The organism is Paenibacillus sp. LC231 (assembly GCF_001860525.1).
Classification (GTDB): domain Bacteria; phylum Bacillota; class Bacilli; order Paenibacillales; family Paenibacillaceae; genus Paenibacillus_AQ.
The window spans coordinates 343,772-359,795 of record NZ_JFOM01000015.1 but is presented as its reverse complement, the minus strand read 5'-3'; the positions used below and the strand labels follow the sequence as shown (position 1 = coordinate 359,795).

At 50.5% G+C, this 16,024-nt stretch carries 12 protein-coding genes; 1 reads left to right on the top strand and 11 read right to left on the bottom strand.

Annotated elements, in window-relative coordinates; genetic code table 11:
- Positions 1–104: 104 nt before the first annotated feature.
- From sleB to uxaC, 5 genes are all read right to left on the bottom strand, one after another.
- The gene (sleB, locus tag AK95_RS11770) at positions 105–917 is read right to left on the bottom strand and encodes a spore cortex-lytic enzyme (protein WP_071220141.1); all 813 of its coding nucleotides are present in this window, start codon (positions 915–917) and stop codon (positions 105–107) included.
- A gap of 198 nt (positions 918–1,115) precedes the next feature.
- Positions 1,116–2,222, bottom strand: a complete 1,107-nt coding sequence (locus tag AK95_RS11765) for a glycoside hydrolase family 88/105 protein (RefSeq protein WP_071220140.1) — start codon at positions 2,220–2,222, stop codon at positions 1,116–1,118.
- A gap of 42 nt (positions 2,223–2,264) precedes the next feature.
- Positions 2,265–3,779 carry a UxaA family hydrolase gene (locus AK95_RS11760; RefSeq protein WP_071220139.1) on the bottom strand — a complete coding sequence of 505 codons (1,515 nt, stop codon included), beginning with the start codon at positions 3,777–3,779 and terminating at the stop codon, positions 2,265–2,267.
- Entirely contained in the window at positions 3,776–5,287 is a 1,512-nt protein-coding gene (locus AK95_RS11755; protein ID WP_071220138.1) for a tagaturonate reductase, read from the bottom strand. The genes AK95_RS11760 and AK95_RS11755 overlap by 4 nt, the downstream gene beginning before the upstream one ends.
- A 3-nt stretch (positions 5,288–5,290) precedes the next feature.
- Positions 5,291–6,715: a glucuronate isomerase gene (gene uxaC / locus AK95_RS11750; protein ID WP_071220482.1), complete on the bottom strand. Its 1,425-nt coding sequence runs from the start codon at positions 6,713–6,715 to the stop codon at positions 5,291–5,293.
- Between the two features lie 196 nt (positions 6,716–6,911).
- Here uxaC and AK95_RS11745 point away from each other — a divergent pair, with 196 nt between their 5' ends.
- Positions 6,912–7,772, top strand: a complete 861-nt coding sequence (locus AK95_RS11745) for a helix-turn-helix transcriptional regulator (RefSeq protein ID WP_071220137.1) — start codon at positions 6,912–6,914, stop codon at positions 7,770–7,772.
- A gap of 77 nt (positions 7,773–7,849) precedes the next feature.
- On the opposite strand, the gene AK95_RS11740 is transcribed toward AK95_RS11745, so the two are convergent.
- The 6 genes from AK95_RS11740 to dapG form a co-directional block, all read right to left on the bottom strand.
- Positions 7,850–10,504 (bottom strand): FtsK/SpoIIIE family DNA translocase, encoded by a 2,655-nt coding sequence (locus AK95_RS11740; protein ID WP_071220136.1) that lies wholly within the window; start codon positions 10,502–10,504, stop codon positions 7,850–7,852.
- Positions 10,505–10,565: 61 nt separating this feature from the next.
- Complete coding sequence (locus AK95_RS11735; RefSeq protein WP_071220135.1) at positions 10,566–10,808, bottom strand: YlzJ-like family protein; 243 nt, start codon at positions 10,806–10,808, stop codon at positions 10,566–10,568.
- On the bottom strand, positions 10,805–11,563 hold the full coding sequence (locus AK95_RS11730; RefSeq protein ID WP_397376667.1) for a ClpP family protease: 759 nt from the start codon (positions 11,561–11,563) through the stop codon (positions 10,805–10,807). The genes AK95_RS11735 and AK95_RS11730 overlap by 4 nt, the downstream gene beginning before the upstream one ends.
- Before the next feature lie 285 nt (positions 11,564–11,848).
- Positions 11,849–13,528 (bottom strand): ribonuclease J, encoded by a 1,680-nt coding sequence (locus AK95_RS11725; protein WP_071220133.1) that lies wholly within the window; start codon positions 13,526–13,528, stop codon positions 11,849–11,851.
- 223 nt (positions 13,529–13,751) lie between these two features.
- The gene (gene dapA / locus AK95_RS11720; RefSeq protein WP_071220132.1) at positions 13,752–14,633 is read right to left on the bottom strand and encodes a 4-hydroxy-tetrahydrodipicolinate synthase; all 882 of its coding nucleotides are present in this window, start codon (positions 14,631–14,633) and stop codon (positions 13,752–13,754) included.
- A gap of 106 nt (positions 14,634–14,739) precedes the next feature.
- Complete coding sequence (gene dapG, locus AK95_RS11715; protein ID WP_071220131.1) at positions 14,740–15,954, bottom strand: aspartate kinase; 1,215 nt, start codon at positions 15,952–15,954, stop codon at positions 14,740–14,742.
- Positions 15,955–16,024: the final 70 nt, after the last annotated feature.

Sequence of the window (16,024 nt, the reverse complement as noted above, 5' to 3'; positions counted from 1 at the left end):
TGGATTGTCGTTGCCAAAATTTACTTCATCGATAACTTTCATTCTAACCCATTGCAAAGTGAAGAAGCAACCGAAGACAGGCCCCGGTTGCTGTTGTTTACGGCTTACATACAGAATATATGTTGACCGATGGTTTTGACTTGAGGGCGGGTCCAAATCCATGGCGAGGTGGCCGTTTTCGGATTGAAATAGTACAGGCAGCCTCCTGTCGGATCCCAGCCGCTCAGCGCCTGCTGTACTGCTTTCTTCGCCTGCTCGTTCGGTTCAAGCCATATTTGACCGTCGGCTACCGCGGTAAAGGCTCTCGGCTCAAATATAACCCCATGCGGCGTATTCGGGAAGCTTGGTGATTTTACCCGGTTGAGAATAACCGCCGCTACGGCAACCTGGCCTTCGAACGGCTCTCCTCGCGCTTCGCCATATACGGCATTCGCCATGATTCTCAAATCGTTCTCTGAAAGGCCCATTGAATCAGATGAGGCTAAGTTGTTATTGCCGCTTTCATTGTTTGCTGAACCTCCGCCACCACCGGCAGCTGCACCGCCTCCACCTTCATGAGCCTTCGGAGCAGTCGGACGGAAATCCTTGGTTGCATTATACAGTTTAAGCTTGACCTTCGGTCCTACGATACCGTCTACCTTCATGCCAAACTCCGATTGGAACCATTTAACGGCTCCTTGGGTTTTGGAGCCAAATACGCTGTCAATTTTCCCGTGATAAAAGCCCAGGTGTTTCAGACGGCCTTGCAGCTCATACACATCTTCGCCGGTAGAACCAAATTTGATGGTCTGCTGGCTAAAGGTTGGCAAAGCTTCCTGAAGATTCGAATGATCTGTTCCCAGGCCTCCCTGAGCGAAGACAACGGCAGACAACAGAATCGCAATGCTTATTAGAATCCAGATTCTTGAGTTTTTCATGCTGCGCTCTACCTTTCTCTTGTGGTTTAACAAGCCTCGCTACCGTTATTATGACAAGCCTGCCAGTTTCCTATGCACCTGTTCGGCGAGAGGACTGAACGAAGACAGCACATCATCGCAGCACAAAGAGAGCTGTTCCTCAGAGGAACAGCTCTTTAATGTTCAGAATAGATTTAACGCTCGCCCAAGGATTAATCCTTATATCCTGCCAAGCTCAACGCACGCCATGACTAACGCCCCAACACCATGGAGGTCATTCTCGCATTGCTGCCTTTCCACATAATGCTTATAATCGCCGACACCTGTACCGATGCAGATCTTAGGCATGACCAGATGCCCCTGACCATCCATATATACGGATTGAGCCAGGCCGTTATATCCATGTCTTGCATGGGAGATCAAGGATGAATCCAGATAACCGAGTCGAATCCCTTTAGCCAAGGTATATATGAAGAGACTGGAGCAAGAGGTTTCCAGCCAATTGTCCTCCCGGTCCCCTTTATCTATAACTTGATACCACAGTCCGGTAAGCGGATCCTGATAACGCACCAGCGCTTCGCTTAATTCACGGAGCACAACAGCCAGTTCTTCCCTCGCCGGATGGTCCTCAGGCAGTAAATCAAGGAACTCCACGATCGACAACGCATACCAGCCTAAGGCGCGTCCCCAAAATTCCGGAGATTGCCCGCTAACCGGATCAGCCCAAGGCATCGTCCTGCTCTCGTCCCAGGCATGATAAAATAACCCGGTTGCCTGATCCTTGGTATGGGAGCGCATCAACCTCTCCTGGAACAGCACTTCATCAAATAAATGGGGTTTATTATACTGCTGGGCATATTTCATCGTGAACACGCCGCCCATATACAAGCCGTCCAGCCACATCTGGTAAGGGTAGCGATCCTTATGCCAGTATCCTCCATCGGTGGTCCGATTCAAAGTAGATAACAGACGGAGCAGTTTATCCGCGGCAGCCCTGTACCGATGTTCGGGACATACAGCATCCAGCTCCATCAGGAGCAGGCCCGCTTGAACGGAATCCAGCTCCCCCCGCTCCAGCAGCAGATTCCCGTTGGAATCCACCAAATGATCGACATAGCCCTTAACGTAATCCAAAAACTTTGATTCACCGCTAAATTTCCATAATTGAGACATTCCAACCAGAAATACACCCTGGTGGTAATGCCACCGTCCTGCGGGCGGCAGCTGCTCCGGCGAATACATTTTCATGATCGATTGGCAAGCCTTGGTGCCGAGTTCTAGGGGTGACATGGTCAACTGTTCTTGCTGCTGAATGGGATTGGACATATAGGCTCCTCCTCTTTTTTAATCTTGTTCCAACAGCACACGCTATAAAATGACGCCATCCTTAAAAATGGATATTTCCCGGAAGCCATTGCGTTCATTTCTCGTCTGTTCAACGCCCGAGGCTAATCGGACGATACGATGCATGAGTTCCTCATGAAGCTCATCCATGCTTTTACCTTCCAGCAAAGCACCTGCATTAAAATCAATCCAATGCTTTTTACGAGCGGCCAGTTCGGAATTTGTGGCGATTTTGACGGTGGGAACCGGACCGCCAAACGGCGTCCCTCTCCCCGTCGTGAACAGCACGAGGTGGGCCCCCGCTGCAGCCAGGGCCGTAACCGATACAAGGTCGTTGCCTGGCGCCTCGATCAGGTTTAACCCCGGCTTCGTTGATCTTACGCCGTAACGGAGTACATCGGATACGGTGGCGTTTCCCCCTTTTTGAGTACACCCCAGCGATTTCTCCTCCAGGGTTGTGATGCCGCCGTCTTTATTACCAGGAGAAGGATTTTCATAAATTTCTTGTCCGTGCGATACAAAATATTGCTTGAAATTGTTAATGAGCAACGTAATATCCTGGAACACCTGCTCGTTGGCGGCCCGGTCCATCAGGATCGTTTCGGCTCCGAACATCTCCGGCACCTCTGTCAGAAGAGCAGTACCGCCGTGAGCAGTGATAGTATCCGCAATTCGGCCCGCCAGCGGATTGGCTGTAATGCCCGACAGACCGTCAGACCCGCCGCATTTCAGTCCGATCTTCAGCTTGGACAGAGGAACCGCAGACCGTTTGAAAGTCTCGGCATATTCCACGAGCTCCGAGATGAGGGACAACCCCTCCTCCAATTCATCCTCCATGTCCTGAGCACGCATATATTGGATCCGTTTCCCTTCCTGCTCGCCAATCATGGCCTGCATTTGATCGATCTGGTTGTTCTCGCAGCCGAGCCCGATAATAAGCACGCCTGCCGCATTGCCATGCTGGGCCAGGGACGAGAGCAGACGCTGGGTATGGCTTAGATCATCTCCAAGCTGCGAGCAGCCGTAGGGATGCGGGAAGTGATAAACCCCATCAATGCCTCTCCCCTGGAACTGTTGGCCAGCCATGCGCGCTAACAGCTCGCAGGTTTTGTTAATGCAGCCGACGGTGTTGATGATCCAAATTTCGTTGCGGATCCCAACCTGACCGCTGGGTCTGATATACCCCTGGAACGTTGGGGACTCCATAACCGTCGGTGATTCCTGAGCCGCTGCTTCTGCACCAGGCTTATACTGATACTCCACTTCACCGGATAGTCCGGTTTTCAAATTGTGGGTATGGATCCATCTCCCCGGCAAAATGACTTCCTTCGCCAATCCGATCGAATAGCCGAATTTCAAAACATGGCTGTCCGGCTCTATCAATCGAAGAGCTACCTTGTGACCTTTTGGCACATTCTCGGTTACCTCGATCGTATGCTCCTTCCCGTTCAGCAGCCCGATGGCATGTTCTCCTGCCGACAAGGGACGAAGCGCGATACCGACGTCGTCCTTGTGATGAAGTATGACGATGTCGCTCATGTCTCGATCAGCTCCATTTCTTCGATATAACGGCTTACCGCTTCATGAAGATTGGGTATCCGGTTCAAATCCTCGCCCCATAAAGCCTGATCGCCAAGAATGGATGCCACAAGCTGACGTATACTCCATTCCCGGTCTTCTACCTTTTGCCACGCTTGATAGAATGTCATCAGACTGTCCGGATCATCTCTTAACAGCATCCGTTCACCATCAAGACGCGTGCCGTACCACTGCTCTTCTACTTGTATGGCATGATACAGACGGATCAAAGAGGCCAATCCCCGAGTTATGAGGCTTGGGGGCGTATTGTGCGAGCTGACATATTCCTTTAAGCTTGGCAAAAGCCTCACCTTGAACTTGGAGATGCTGTTCATGGCAATATCCTGGAGCTTATGCCGAAGAAAAGGATTGCGGAATCGCTCCCACACGGTTTCGGCATAAGCCGTAACCTCTTCCGGCGGGAGAGGCACCAAGGGGACGATTTCTTGCAGCATTCCGCTGCGAATATCTTCTCCCCATTCCATGCTCTCTGCGATTTCTTTCACTTCAGTGAAACCGTGAAGCAAGCCGATGGAAGCCATCAGCGTATGCGTTCCATTCAAGATTCTTACTTTTCTTACCTGGTACGGCGTCAGATCAGGCACCCAGCTTACCTGAAGACCTGCCGACTGGAGTGGCAGCCTGGACTCCAATGAGGGGTCGCCCTCAATAGCCCAGAAATAATAGGGCTCCGCCGTGTTCAACATTCGGTCTTCATAACCCCATTGGTCAAAATAGCGCTCGGCCTCTTCCGGATATCCGGTTACGATCCGATCCACAAGCGAGTTCAGAAACAGGTTGCATTCCTCAACCCAGCTCCGAAAAGCCGGCGAAAGTCCCCAATCCTCCGCATGCCGCAGTACAATCGATCGCAAGATATCCCCGTTTCGTTCCAGCAGCTCGCATGGGAGGATCAACAGGCCCTTGTCCGGCGAGCCTTCATAACGCTCATAACGCCGATATAAAAGCATGGTAAGCTTAGCGGGGAATGACATCGGCGCTTCCGACGGATTCCAGTCACTAAGCTGATATACGAGACCCGCTTCCGTTGTATTGGAGACGATGATCTCCAGGGAATCCAGCTCGGCCACACTCAAGAAATGCCCCCATTCCGCATAGGGGTCAATCATCTCCGAGAACACCGGGATCCATAACTCCTCCTCGATCTTCCGGCCATTCTGCAGGCCTCGGGTCAGCAAGCCGTATATCCCGTCCTGTTCCCGAAGCTGCTCCAGCTTGCGTGCTCCCCCAGGTCTTGGCTGACTGACGGCCACGCTTCCCTGGAACAGACCCTGCCGGTTGCATTCATATATCATCCAATCGAAGAACCCTCTTAGAAAATTGCCCTCGCCTATTTGCAGCACTTTAACGGGAAGGTTCAACATATCCTGGTCATGTCGCTGTTGTATCTGTAAAGAATCGCGTCCTACCAACCTCAATACCCGGCCACGATCTGTCTTCGCATCCATGTCTTATCTCCCTTCCGTCCGGCCAAATCGAAAATAGCTCTCGGCGTTGTTGTAACAAATATCCTGGACGATTCCCCCGAGCCATGGAAGATCATCCGGTGCTTCTCCCCGTGTAACCCAATCTCCGAGGAGATTGCAAAGAATCCGCCGGAAATACTCATGACGGGTATATGACAAGAAACTTCTGGAGTCGGTCAGCATGCCGACAAATCGGCTTAATAATCCCATATTGCCGAGTTTGCTCATCTGGTCGACCATACCGTCTTTGGTATCGTTGAACCACCAGGCGGAACCGAACTGGATTTTGCCCGGAATACCGTCGCCTTGAAAACTGCCGATAAGTGCTGCGAGAATATCGTTATCGCTTGGGTTAAGCGAATAAAGAATCGTTCGTGGAAGTGACCGCTCTTGATCGAGCCGATCCATCAGCTTTACAAGCGGTACCGCGATTGGACTGTCGTGAATGGAATCATAACCGGTATCCGGACCCAATTGTCGGAACATCCGGGTGTTATTGTTGCGCTGGGCGTTAATATGAAATTGCATGACCCAGCCGAGTCTTGCGTAGATTTGACCCAGAAAAAGCAGCGTATACGTTTTGAATTGTTCCTCTTCCTGACGGGAAACCCGCTCCCCATTAAGCGCTTTCAGGAAGATGTCAGCCGCTTGGGTCTCGGTAACCTCTTCATAGGGCACGTAATCCAGCGCATGATCGGATACAAGGCCGCCAACCGAATGGAAAAACTCTGCCCGCTGCTCAAGTGCCTTCAGGAATGCCGAATACTCCGTAATCTCCATCCTGCTTCGGTCCGCCAACAATTTCACCCACGGAAGGAACGTCTCCCGGTTAATTTCCAGTCCCTTGTCCGGACGGAATGACGGAAGCATCTGAAAACCGGCATCGCCTTCCTCCGCCAGCTTGATATGATATTCCAAGCTATCCGTCGGATCATCGGTTGTGCAGACCACTTTCACGCGGCTTGAAACGATCAATCCCCGTGTGGTCAAATCATTTTCCTGCAGTCGCTTGTTTGCCGCTTCCCATATCTGCGGAGCATTCTGTTCATTAATGATATCCTGAATGCCGAATAGTCTTTGCAGCTCCAGATGAGACCAATGGAACAACGGATTGCCAATCGTCATCGGAACGGTGCGCGTCCAAGCCAAGAAGCGATCATAATCACTCACACCCGGGCCGCCCGTGATGTATGCCTCTTCTACTCCAGCGGCTCGCATTGCCCGCCATTTGTAGTGATCGCCGTTAATCCACGCTTCGGTCAAGTTCTCGAACCTGTGATTGTCAACGATCATCTGCGGACTCAGATGACAGTGGTAGTCGATGATTGGCATGTCTTTTGCATAATCATGGTATAAGGTGCGTGCAGTCTCGTTATTGAGCAAAAAATGTTCATCCATAAAAGGTCTCATGATAACACCGTCCATTTCTGTAGATTTACCTACTATGCTACAGCATCATCAGTTGGATTTCTTCACTTTTATTGCGAAATTGAAGGCTCATTCAACATATCTTGCTTTGTTTTGCTTTATAAAAGTTGGTACAATAATACTGAAGTATTAGAATAAACCTGATCATGAATGAATTGAAGCGAAGCGGGGGCAGATTATGATATCCAGCGATACCCACACCGTAACCTACGGGGAAGAGGAAGGGGAATTTTACTACCATCGCATTCATCGCACCAAGCCCTTTGAACGAAATAACCATTATCACGGAACCTATGAAATCTACTATTTGGTTACAGGCGAGCGTCATTATTTTATAAAAGAAAAATTGTACACCATCCAGGCGGGAGACCTCATTCTCATCAATAAATTCGACGTTCATAAAACCTCGGGACAAGGCGATCCGGAGCATGAACGTATCGTCATTAATTTTAGCGATTCTTTTCTGGGAAAAGGCCATCCCTTGCTGGCATCCGGATTGCTGAACATGTTTAATCAGGATAGACCACTGCTGCGTTTAACCGTTCCAGAGCAAGCAATCATCATGCAAATTTTGAATAAGATGGCCGATGAAATCCGAGAAAGCGCCGCTTCGTACGAGTATATGCTGCAGGTGCTGCTTACGGAGTTACTCATTAAAACCTCTCGGTTAACCCATTCCGCCTCGCTGCCTGCTCACACGTCCATGAATCCGCTCCATCAGAAAATCACGGACGTCGTTAAGTATATTCACGTCCATTATGCAGACAAAATCACGCTGCAGCAATTAGCCGAAACCTTCTACATCAGCCCGTTCTACCTGTCCCGGATATTCAAAGAAATTACGGGCTTTACGATCATTAATTATTTGAACCTCACCCGTATTCGCGAAGCGCAGCGCCTTCTAACGGATACGGACCTGAAAATCGTGGACATCGCCGAATCCATCGGCTTTGAAAGCCTGACGCATTTTGACCGAACCTTTAAGAAAATTATGAAACTGACGGCAAGCAAATACCGCAAAATGAATAGCACCACGTGAACCAACAAAAAAGGAAGCGATCAACCCAGCAGTCTGGTTGTTCGCTTCCTTTGTTTGAAGTTGTGGGATCGGCTCCCTTAACTGATTCGATTCTGCTGTTGTTGATATTGCTCCATGGACATCAGCACTTCCCGCGGTTTGCTTCCCTCATAAGGTCCGATAACCCCACGTGCCTCCATCGAATCGATGAGACGCGCTGCACGGGTATAACCTACGCGCATTCTCCGCTGCAGCAGCGATACGGACGCTTGCTTAGCTTCCAATACGATAGTCACCGCCTGTTCATACAACTCATCCAATTCTTCTTCGTCCGCGCCGGCGGATTCCTCTATCTCAGGCACCAGCGACTCGTCATATTCCGCCTGTCCTTGGTCACGGACAAAATCCACAATATTCTCGACTTCATGATCACTCATGAAAGCACCCTGGACGCGGATCGGCTTGGAGGAGCCCATCGGCATAAACAGCATATCTCCGCGGCCAAGCAGCTTCTCCGCCCCCGCCATGTCCAGAATCGTCCGGGAATCAACCTGCGATGACACACCAAAGGCAATGCGCGACGGAATGTTCGCTTTAATGACCCCGGTAATAACGTCGACTGATGGACGCTGCGTCGCGATGATCAAATGGATCCCCGCAGCACGGGCCATTTGGGCCAGTCGCGTGATCGCGTCTTCCACATCGTTGGCTGCAACCATCATCAAATCGGCCAGCTCGTCCACGATAACGACGATATACGGCAACACTGCCGGCAAATTATCCTTCATCAGATTGTTGTAGCCCTCAATATTTCGCGTCCCGGATTTGGAGAACAGCTCATACCGCTTCTCCATCTCTACCACGATTTTCTTAAGTGCCAAGGATGCCCGCTTCGGATCGGTTACCACCGGTGCCATCAAATGCGGAATCCCGTTGTAGACATTGAGCTCAACCATCTTCGGATCGACCATCAGGAATTTAACCTCATCCGGCTTCGCTTTATACAGAATGCTGGTAATAATGCCGTTGATACATACGGATTTACCCGAACCCGTTGCACCTGCAACAAGAAGATGGGGCATCCGTGCCAAGTTACCGACAATGGTCTGGCCGGAAATATCACGGCCAAATGCAATCGAAAGCTTCGATTCCGCGTCCTGGAACGTCGGCGTCTCCATAACCTCTCTCATCGTAACTAGTGAAACTTCGTTGTTCGGCACTTCGATCCCGATGGCTGATTTGCCGGGAATCGGCGCTTCCATCCGAATATCCTTGGCCGCAAGTGCAAGTGCAATATCATCGGTCAGATTGACGATCCGACTGACTTTAACCCCGATGTCCGGCTGAATTTCATAGCGGGTTACCGATGGCCCCCGAACAACCTCCAGCACCTTGGCTCGAACGCCGAAACTTTCCAGTGTCGCTTCCAGCTTGCGCGCTGTCTGCATATAATCGTTCTGGTCTCCACCCTTACCGCCGTTATTGGGTTTGGACAGCAGCCGGAATGGAGGCAGCTTGTACGGCTTGGGTGGGGGAGCCGGCGGTGCTGCCGGTGCTGTTCCCTCCTGCCCTCCGTTATCCGCAGCAGCAGGTGTAACTCCACTCAACTCGCCATTTGAAGCTTCAAGGCTGCCAACGAGGGGCTCAGGAATCGCGGCGGTATTCCCCGGAGATTCCTCTTGTGCCGAAGGTATCACCGCTTCGTGATCATCGTACTCGTCATCCAGGCGGCCTTCTTGTTTCACTTGCTCGAAGAAATCGCGAATAATCGGCGATGAAGGCACGGATTCCACTGCAGGTGAGATCACGTCCGCTTCTTCCTCCGGTTGAACCTGACTGTTGAACAGGACGACCTCCTCTTTCTCCTTAGCACCATGTCCGTTACCAACCGTAAATACCGGAGACGCCTCATCCGCAGCATCCCCGGCCTCTTCCACTGCTTCGTCCCTTTTGCCCCCTTTGGAACCGAACAGCTGGAAGAATTGCGGTGCCTTGCGGCGCGGCAGCCTCATGCCCTCCATATCATCCAGATCATCGTCCTCATCCAGATCCTCCGGCAGCTGCATACGTTGTTCCTTCGCGCTTGATTTTGCTGCCGCTCTTGATTTGGTCTGGTGGCTGTTCACTTTTTTCTGAATCCGTTCTCCGGCCTTTACAACCCTCACGCGGAACATCCGCATTAAATCAACATAGGACAGGTTGGTGATCAGTATGAAGCTGATAACCAGCATGACAATTACAATCAACTTGGCCCCTATGCTGCCAAACAGCATTAACAGAAAGGCAAACTGCAACGCTCCAATGTAACCGCCACTGATGTCTCTGCCCATGACGGGATGATGTCCATCATCTGCCCCGGCATGAAGAAGCTCGCCTTGCAAATCACTATGTATCTGGCTCATCGCATTTGACGCATTCAATTGTCCAATCGGGGCCAGCTTCGACTCCAAACCTGCAATACTGCTCATTAAAGTTAGCGATAACACCAAGAGAAGGACACCGGTGCGTCTGCTGTTCCAGCGTTTGGGCCATTTCCGGTGAATCATCACCATTAACCCGTAATAAATGCCGATTAGGGGGATGATAAAATAATACTTGCCCAGCAGATATCCCGACATCTTGGACAGGGAACGCCCCACCGGTGCTTCTCCGGATAATGCAATGACCGAAAGTGTCATCAATACAATCCCATAAATTTCATACTTCAAAACGGCTGCAAAGGCTGCCTTCTTCTTTCTTTTCCGTTTTGCCAAAAGTGTCACCCCCGAATCCATATTATAGCATAATATTCGGTGGCGTACCTATGTTCTGTTTTCAGCCTTTAGCCTCATTTTCTACCGTCGGAATATAGCGAATCATTGCCCCTGGAGAATAGCGTGGATTCAAGTAATCTTGAAGCCCACAATCGAGTAAACGGACAATTTTCGCCTGGTCCTCTGACATCGGTTCAACTTCCATCAGTATTCCTTCAACCCGAATTTCCCTGGACGTAACGACTGCCTGCTCTCCTTGCAGCAGCCCGGCCGGATCCAAAGGGATGACGCTGTACCATATCATTGCGTTATCCCCCCCGGGCTTATCGTTTTACGTTCTGCAATCATACTGTTCAACCGGCTTAATGCCTGCCCGATTCCCCCCACTTCGTTCATGAGGCCATATTTGACGGCGTCTGTACCCGAAACCGCGGTACCGATATCCCTGTTCAATTCACCGGTTTTAAACATCAGATCCTTAAACTGTTCCTCTGTTATCCTCGAATGGCTCGTCACAAAACGCACAACACGCTCCTGCATTTTCTCCATGTATTCAAAGGTTTGCGGCACGCCAATGACTAACCCGCTCATGCGTATCGGGTGAATGGTCATCGTCGCGCTCTCCGCGATGATCGAGTGGTCTGCTGCTACAGCGATCGGGACGCCGATACTATGCCCGCCTCCAATGACTACCGTTACGGTCGGTTTGCTGAGCGATGCAATCATCTCGGCAATGGCAAGTCCGGCTTCCACGTCACCGCCAACGGTATTGAGAATGATCAAGAGTCCTTCGATCCGCGGGTTTTGTTCAGCTGCCACGAGCTGTGGAATCATATGCTCGTATTTGGTCGTTTTATTTTGCGGAGGCAGCACGATATGGCCCTCGATTTGTCCAATTATCGTCATGCAAAATACGTTCGATTCCCCACCGGTCGGAAGCCCCGTCTGTCCCAGCTGCTGTATGGTTTCCGTCACGGCCGCTTTCTTGGCTTCCTCGGTGGGGATGACCTGAGGAGCCTCCGTCTCACCAGTCCATTCTCCTTTTCTGCTGCCGGTCATCCATTGATCGTTGTCCACTGCGCATCCCTGCCTTTATCTTAATGTCTAGCTGCTGCAACCAACACATAGCTAAACCTTAGTATGGCAAATGACGGGACTATTTTATGCTTATCTGATGCTTCAGCATGAGGTCGACATTGCATAAACCACAAAAAAACTTCTGCCGAAATGACTCGGAGAAGTTTTAGGATTAACCTATAAAAAGCCCCTCTTTCGCGGGAACCGTCCAATTATTACCTGCGAAAAAGGGGCGACTGTGTGCCTGATTAATGTTGTTATCTTGTATCAGACTTCCATAATGATCGGCAAGATCATCGGTCTGCGACGTGTTTGTTCATACAAGAAGCGTCCCAAAGCGTCTTTTACGCTGGTCTTCAGTGACGCCCATTCATTCACGTTTTCACTCATCAGCTTCTGAAGCGTGCTGGAAACGATACGATTGGCTTCATCCAGAAGCCCTTCGGATTCCCGTACGTATACGAATCCACGCGAAATAATATCAGGACCGGATACGATGGAACCGTTTTGCTTGCTCAAGGTAACGACAACGACCAGAATTCCGTCCTGGGACAGAAGCTTGCGATCGCGCAGTACGATGTTTCCTACGTCACCAACGCCAAGTCCGTCAATCAGAACATTGCCAGCGGTAACTTTGCCGGCTTTGCGGGCCGAGCCGCCTTGAATTTCCACAATTTCACCGATATCGGTAATAAAGATGTTATCGGGATCAACACCAACGGACTCTGCTAACAGAGCGTGTCGGCGCTGCATCCGGTATTCGCCATGGACAGGGATGAAAAATTGCGGTTTCATCAGATTCAGCATCAGCTTAAGTTCTTCCTGGCTGCCGTGACCCGATACGTGGACGCCCGAATTGGATCCACTATAAATCACGTCTGCTCCAAGACGGAACAACTCATCAATCGTACGGCCGACATATTTTTCATTACCTGGAACCGGTGTCGCTGCAATGATAACCGTATCCCCCGGCAGAATATCCACCTTGCGGTGAGTGGAACGCGCCATGCGTGTGAGCGCTGACATCGGCTCTCCTTGACTGCCTGTACACAATACGACAACGCGATCGGCCGCCATTTTGTTAACCTCTTCAGGTTCGATCAGCATGCCGTCCGGAATGTACAAGTATCCAAGCTCAGCGGCAATGGACACCACGTTGACCATGCTTCTTCCGATAACCGTAATTTTACGGCCCGTGGATTCAGCTGCGTTGACAACCTGTTGGATGCGGTGCACATTGGATGCAAACGTTGCAACAACCACCCGCTGCTCGGCCTTGCGGAAAATATCTTCCAGCACGATGCCCACGTTCTTCTCGGAAGGTGTGAAGCCTGGTCTTTCTGCGTTCGTGCTGTCTGACAGAAGAGCCAATACTCCCTTGCTCCCGATCTCAGCCATACGCTGCAGATCCGCATATTGGTCATTTACCGGAGTATGGTCGAACTTAAAGTCTCCTGTATGCACTACATTGCCTTCAGGTGTTTCGATACAGATTCCGACGGAATCCGGAATACTGTGATTAGTCTTGAAGAAGGTCGCTTTCAATGTGTTTCCGAGTTGTACTTCCGAATCCGCATGGATCAGAATCCGTTTCGTCTCACCAAGCAAGTTCGCTTCTCTGAGCTTGTTTTCCACGAGTCCGAGCGTCAATTTCGTTCCGTATACAGGAACATTCAAGTGTTTCAATACGTAAGGGAGGCCGCCGATATGGTCCTCGTGACCGTGAGTCAGCAAAATCCCTCTCACTTTGTCTCGATTCTCCGTTAAATAGCTAATATCAGGAATAACAATATCAATCCCAAGCATATCTTCTTCTGGGAACTTCAATCCCGCATCCACGACAACGATGTCATTGGCATATTGAATGACATACATGTTCTTCCCGATCTCACCGACGCCGCCCAAGGCAAAAATCGATAGTTTATCGTTGCTTATTTTCTTAGACAAATGTATCTAACCCTCCTATAGTTTTGGACGTCGTACCATTGTTATATTAAATTTCAAAAAAATACCGCACCCAGTCACTTGAATTCATTATACATGATGAAAAAGTGAAAACACAAGTCAGCCACCTTCGTGAGCCATAGGATACCCAGAAACAGAAGGGTTTAAAACGAAGAAAGCCACTGCCTTCATCGAAGGCAGTGGCTGAGTATGGTGGGTGCGCAGGTTACAAGGATGACAGCATCTTACGGATAAATGCAGCCTCATTCTCGCTAGGAGAAACGAGCGGCAGGCGAACGCCGCCGACCTGATAGCCCCGCTCATTCAGAGCGAATTTAACCGCCGCCGGGTTCGGAAGCGGGTCAGGACACTCAAACAGGCCCTTGAACAGCGGAAACAAGGATTGATGCAGCTTGGCAGCTTCCTTAACGTTTCCTTCCACATAAGCTTGGATCATATCCTTCATACGGGCACCAGCGATATGGCTGGCCACGCTTACGATCCCGTAAGCACCAACGGCCAGAGCAGGCAGTGCTGCGGAATCGTCGCCGGAATATACGATGAACCCGTCCGGAGCCCCTGCGGCAATGCCCGTGACCTGGTCAATCGAAGCACATTCCTTGGTCGCAACGATGTTCGGTATTTCAGCCAGACGCAAGGTAGTGGCCGTGCTTAGGCTGATGCCCGTCCGCCCCGGTACGTTATACAGCATGACAGGCAAGGAAGTTGCCTCAGCGATCGCCTTAAAGTGCTGGTAGATCCCTTCCTGGTTCGGCTTATTATAATACGGAGCGACAAGCAAAATACCGTCGACGCCGCAGCTTTCCGCTTTTTTCGTCAATTCTGCAGAATGTGCCGTATCGTTGCTGCCGGTACCTGCGATGATCTTGCTCCGTCCATCCGCCTGCTTCACTGCGAACTTAAACAATTCTAGCTTTTCGTCTTCGCGAAGCGTTGGCGATTCGCCCGTTGTCCCTGCAATAACAAGGGAGTCCGACTTCTGTTCCACAATCAGGTGCTCAATCAATCTCGCAGTCTCGTCCCAATTGATCTCGCCGTTCTGATCAAATGGGGTTACCATAGCCGTAATCAATCTTCCGAAATCCACAATGATTCCTCCTTAAAGCTGTCCCAAGCGGGCAAGCTTTCTTCGTAAGTAATCTTATATATAGTATTTCCTATCAAACGTTTAACGAACAGATCATCTCGGGTCCTTATCGGTGAAGTTCGAATTTGTGATGCAAAGCGCGCAGCGCTTGAGCCATATCTTCCTTCTTCACAAGCACCCAGATCGTTGTGTTCGAATCTGCCGATTGCAGAATCGGAATATCGTGCTCGCTCAAGGATTCCACGATTTTGGCCATGATGCCCGGAACTCCGTTGATGCCGCCGCCAATGACGGATACCTTCGCACAGCCGGACAAGCTTTTTGGTTTCAAATCAAGGCTCTGCAGCACTTCAATCGCCTTCTCCGAATCGCTGTCAAATACCGTATAAAGGACTCCTGTAGGGGTAACATTAATAAAGTCCACGCTGATGGAATGTTCCGCCATCGATTTGAAAACCTTCAGTTGAAGACCTTCCATGCGATCGCACTCCACTGAGATTTGCGTAATATTGCTTACATAAGCAACTCCCGTCACAAAGCGGTCCACGATTCCGGATTGTATATCTCTGAAACCTTCCGGCTGGGTAACCAGTGTTCCCTCATTATCCGAGAAGGTTGACCGCACTCTGACCGGAATTTGGGATTGCATGGCAATCTCAACTGCTCTAGGGTGAATCACCTTGGCACCTTGATGAGCCATATTGCAAATCTCCGTGTAACTTACATAGCTGAGCGGCTTCGCATCTTCCACGATGCGGGGATCCGCCGTAAGAATACCGTTAACGTCCGTGTAGATATCAACCATTTCGGCGCGAAGCGCGGCTCCAAGCGCGGTAGCCGACGTATCGCTTCCGCCCCTCCCCAGCGTCGTAAAGTCACCCGAATCGGTCTGTCCTTGGAAACCGGTCACGATAACGACCTGATGAGACTCCAGCTCTTTCAAAACCCGTTCAGGTTTTACGTCCTTAATGCGTGCATTTCCGAAGTGATCGTCTGTAAGAAATCCGGCTTGGGCACCCGTCAGCACCGTCGCGGTTATCCCTTCATGCTGAAGCAGACTGCACAGCGTTGTAGCTGAGATAATCTCACCACAGCAGAGCAGCAAATCCCGCTCTCTGTCTGGAAGCGCGTTTCCATTATGATTGATCCAGTCCAGAAGAGTATCTGTTGCGTAAGGCTCCCCACGGCGTCCCATAGCCGATACGACTACGACCAATTGGTAGTGATTAGCCAGTTCGCGCTGGATGTGCCCAATAACATGGGTTCTTGCTTGCGGTGTGGATAATGAGGTGCCGCCGAATTTTTGAACTAAGATGCGCATAAAATATTCCTCCGTTTGTATATGCCCAGGAGACGTAAATTTCGGGCCGACCGACTGAAACGGCCGGCTA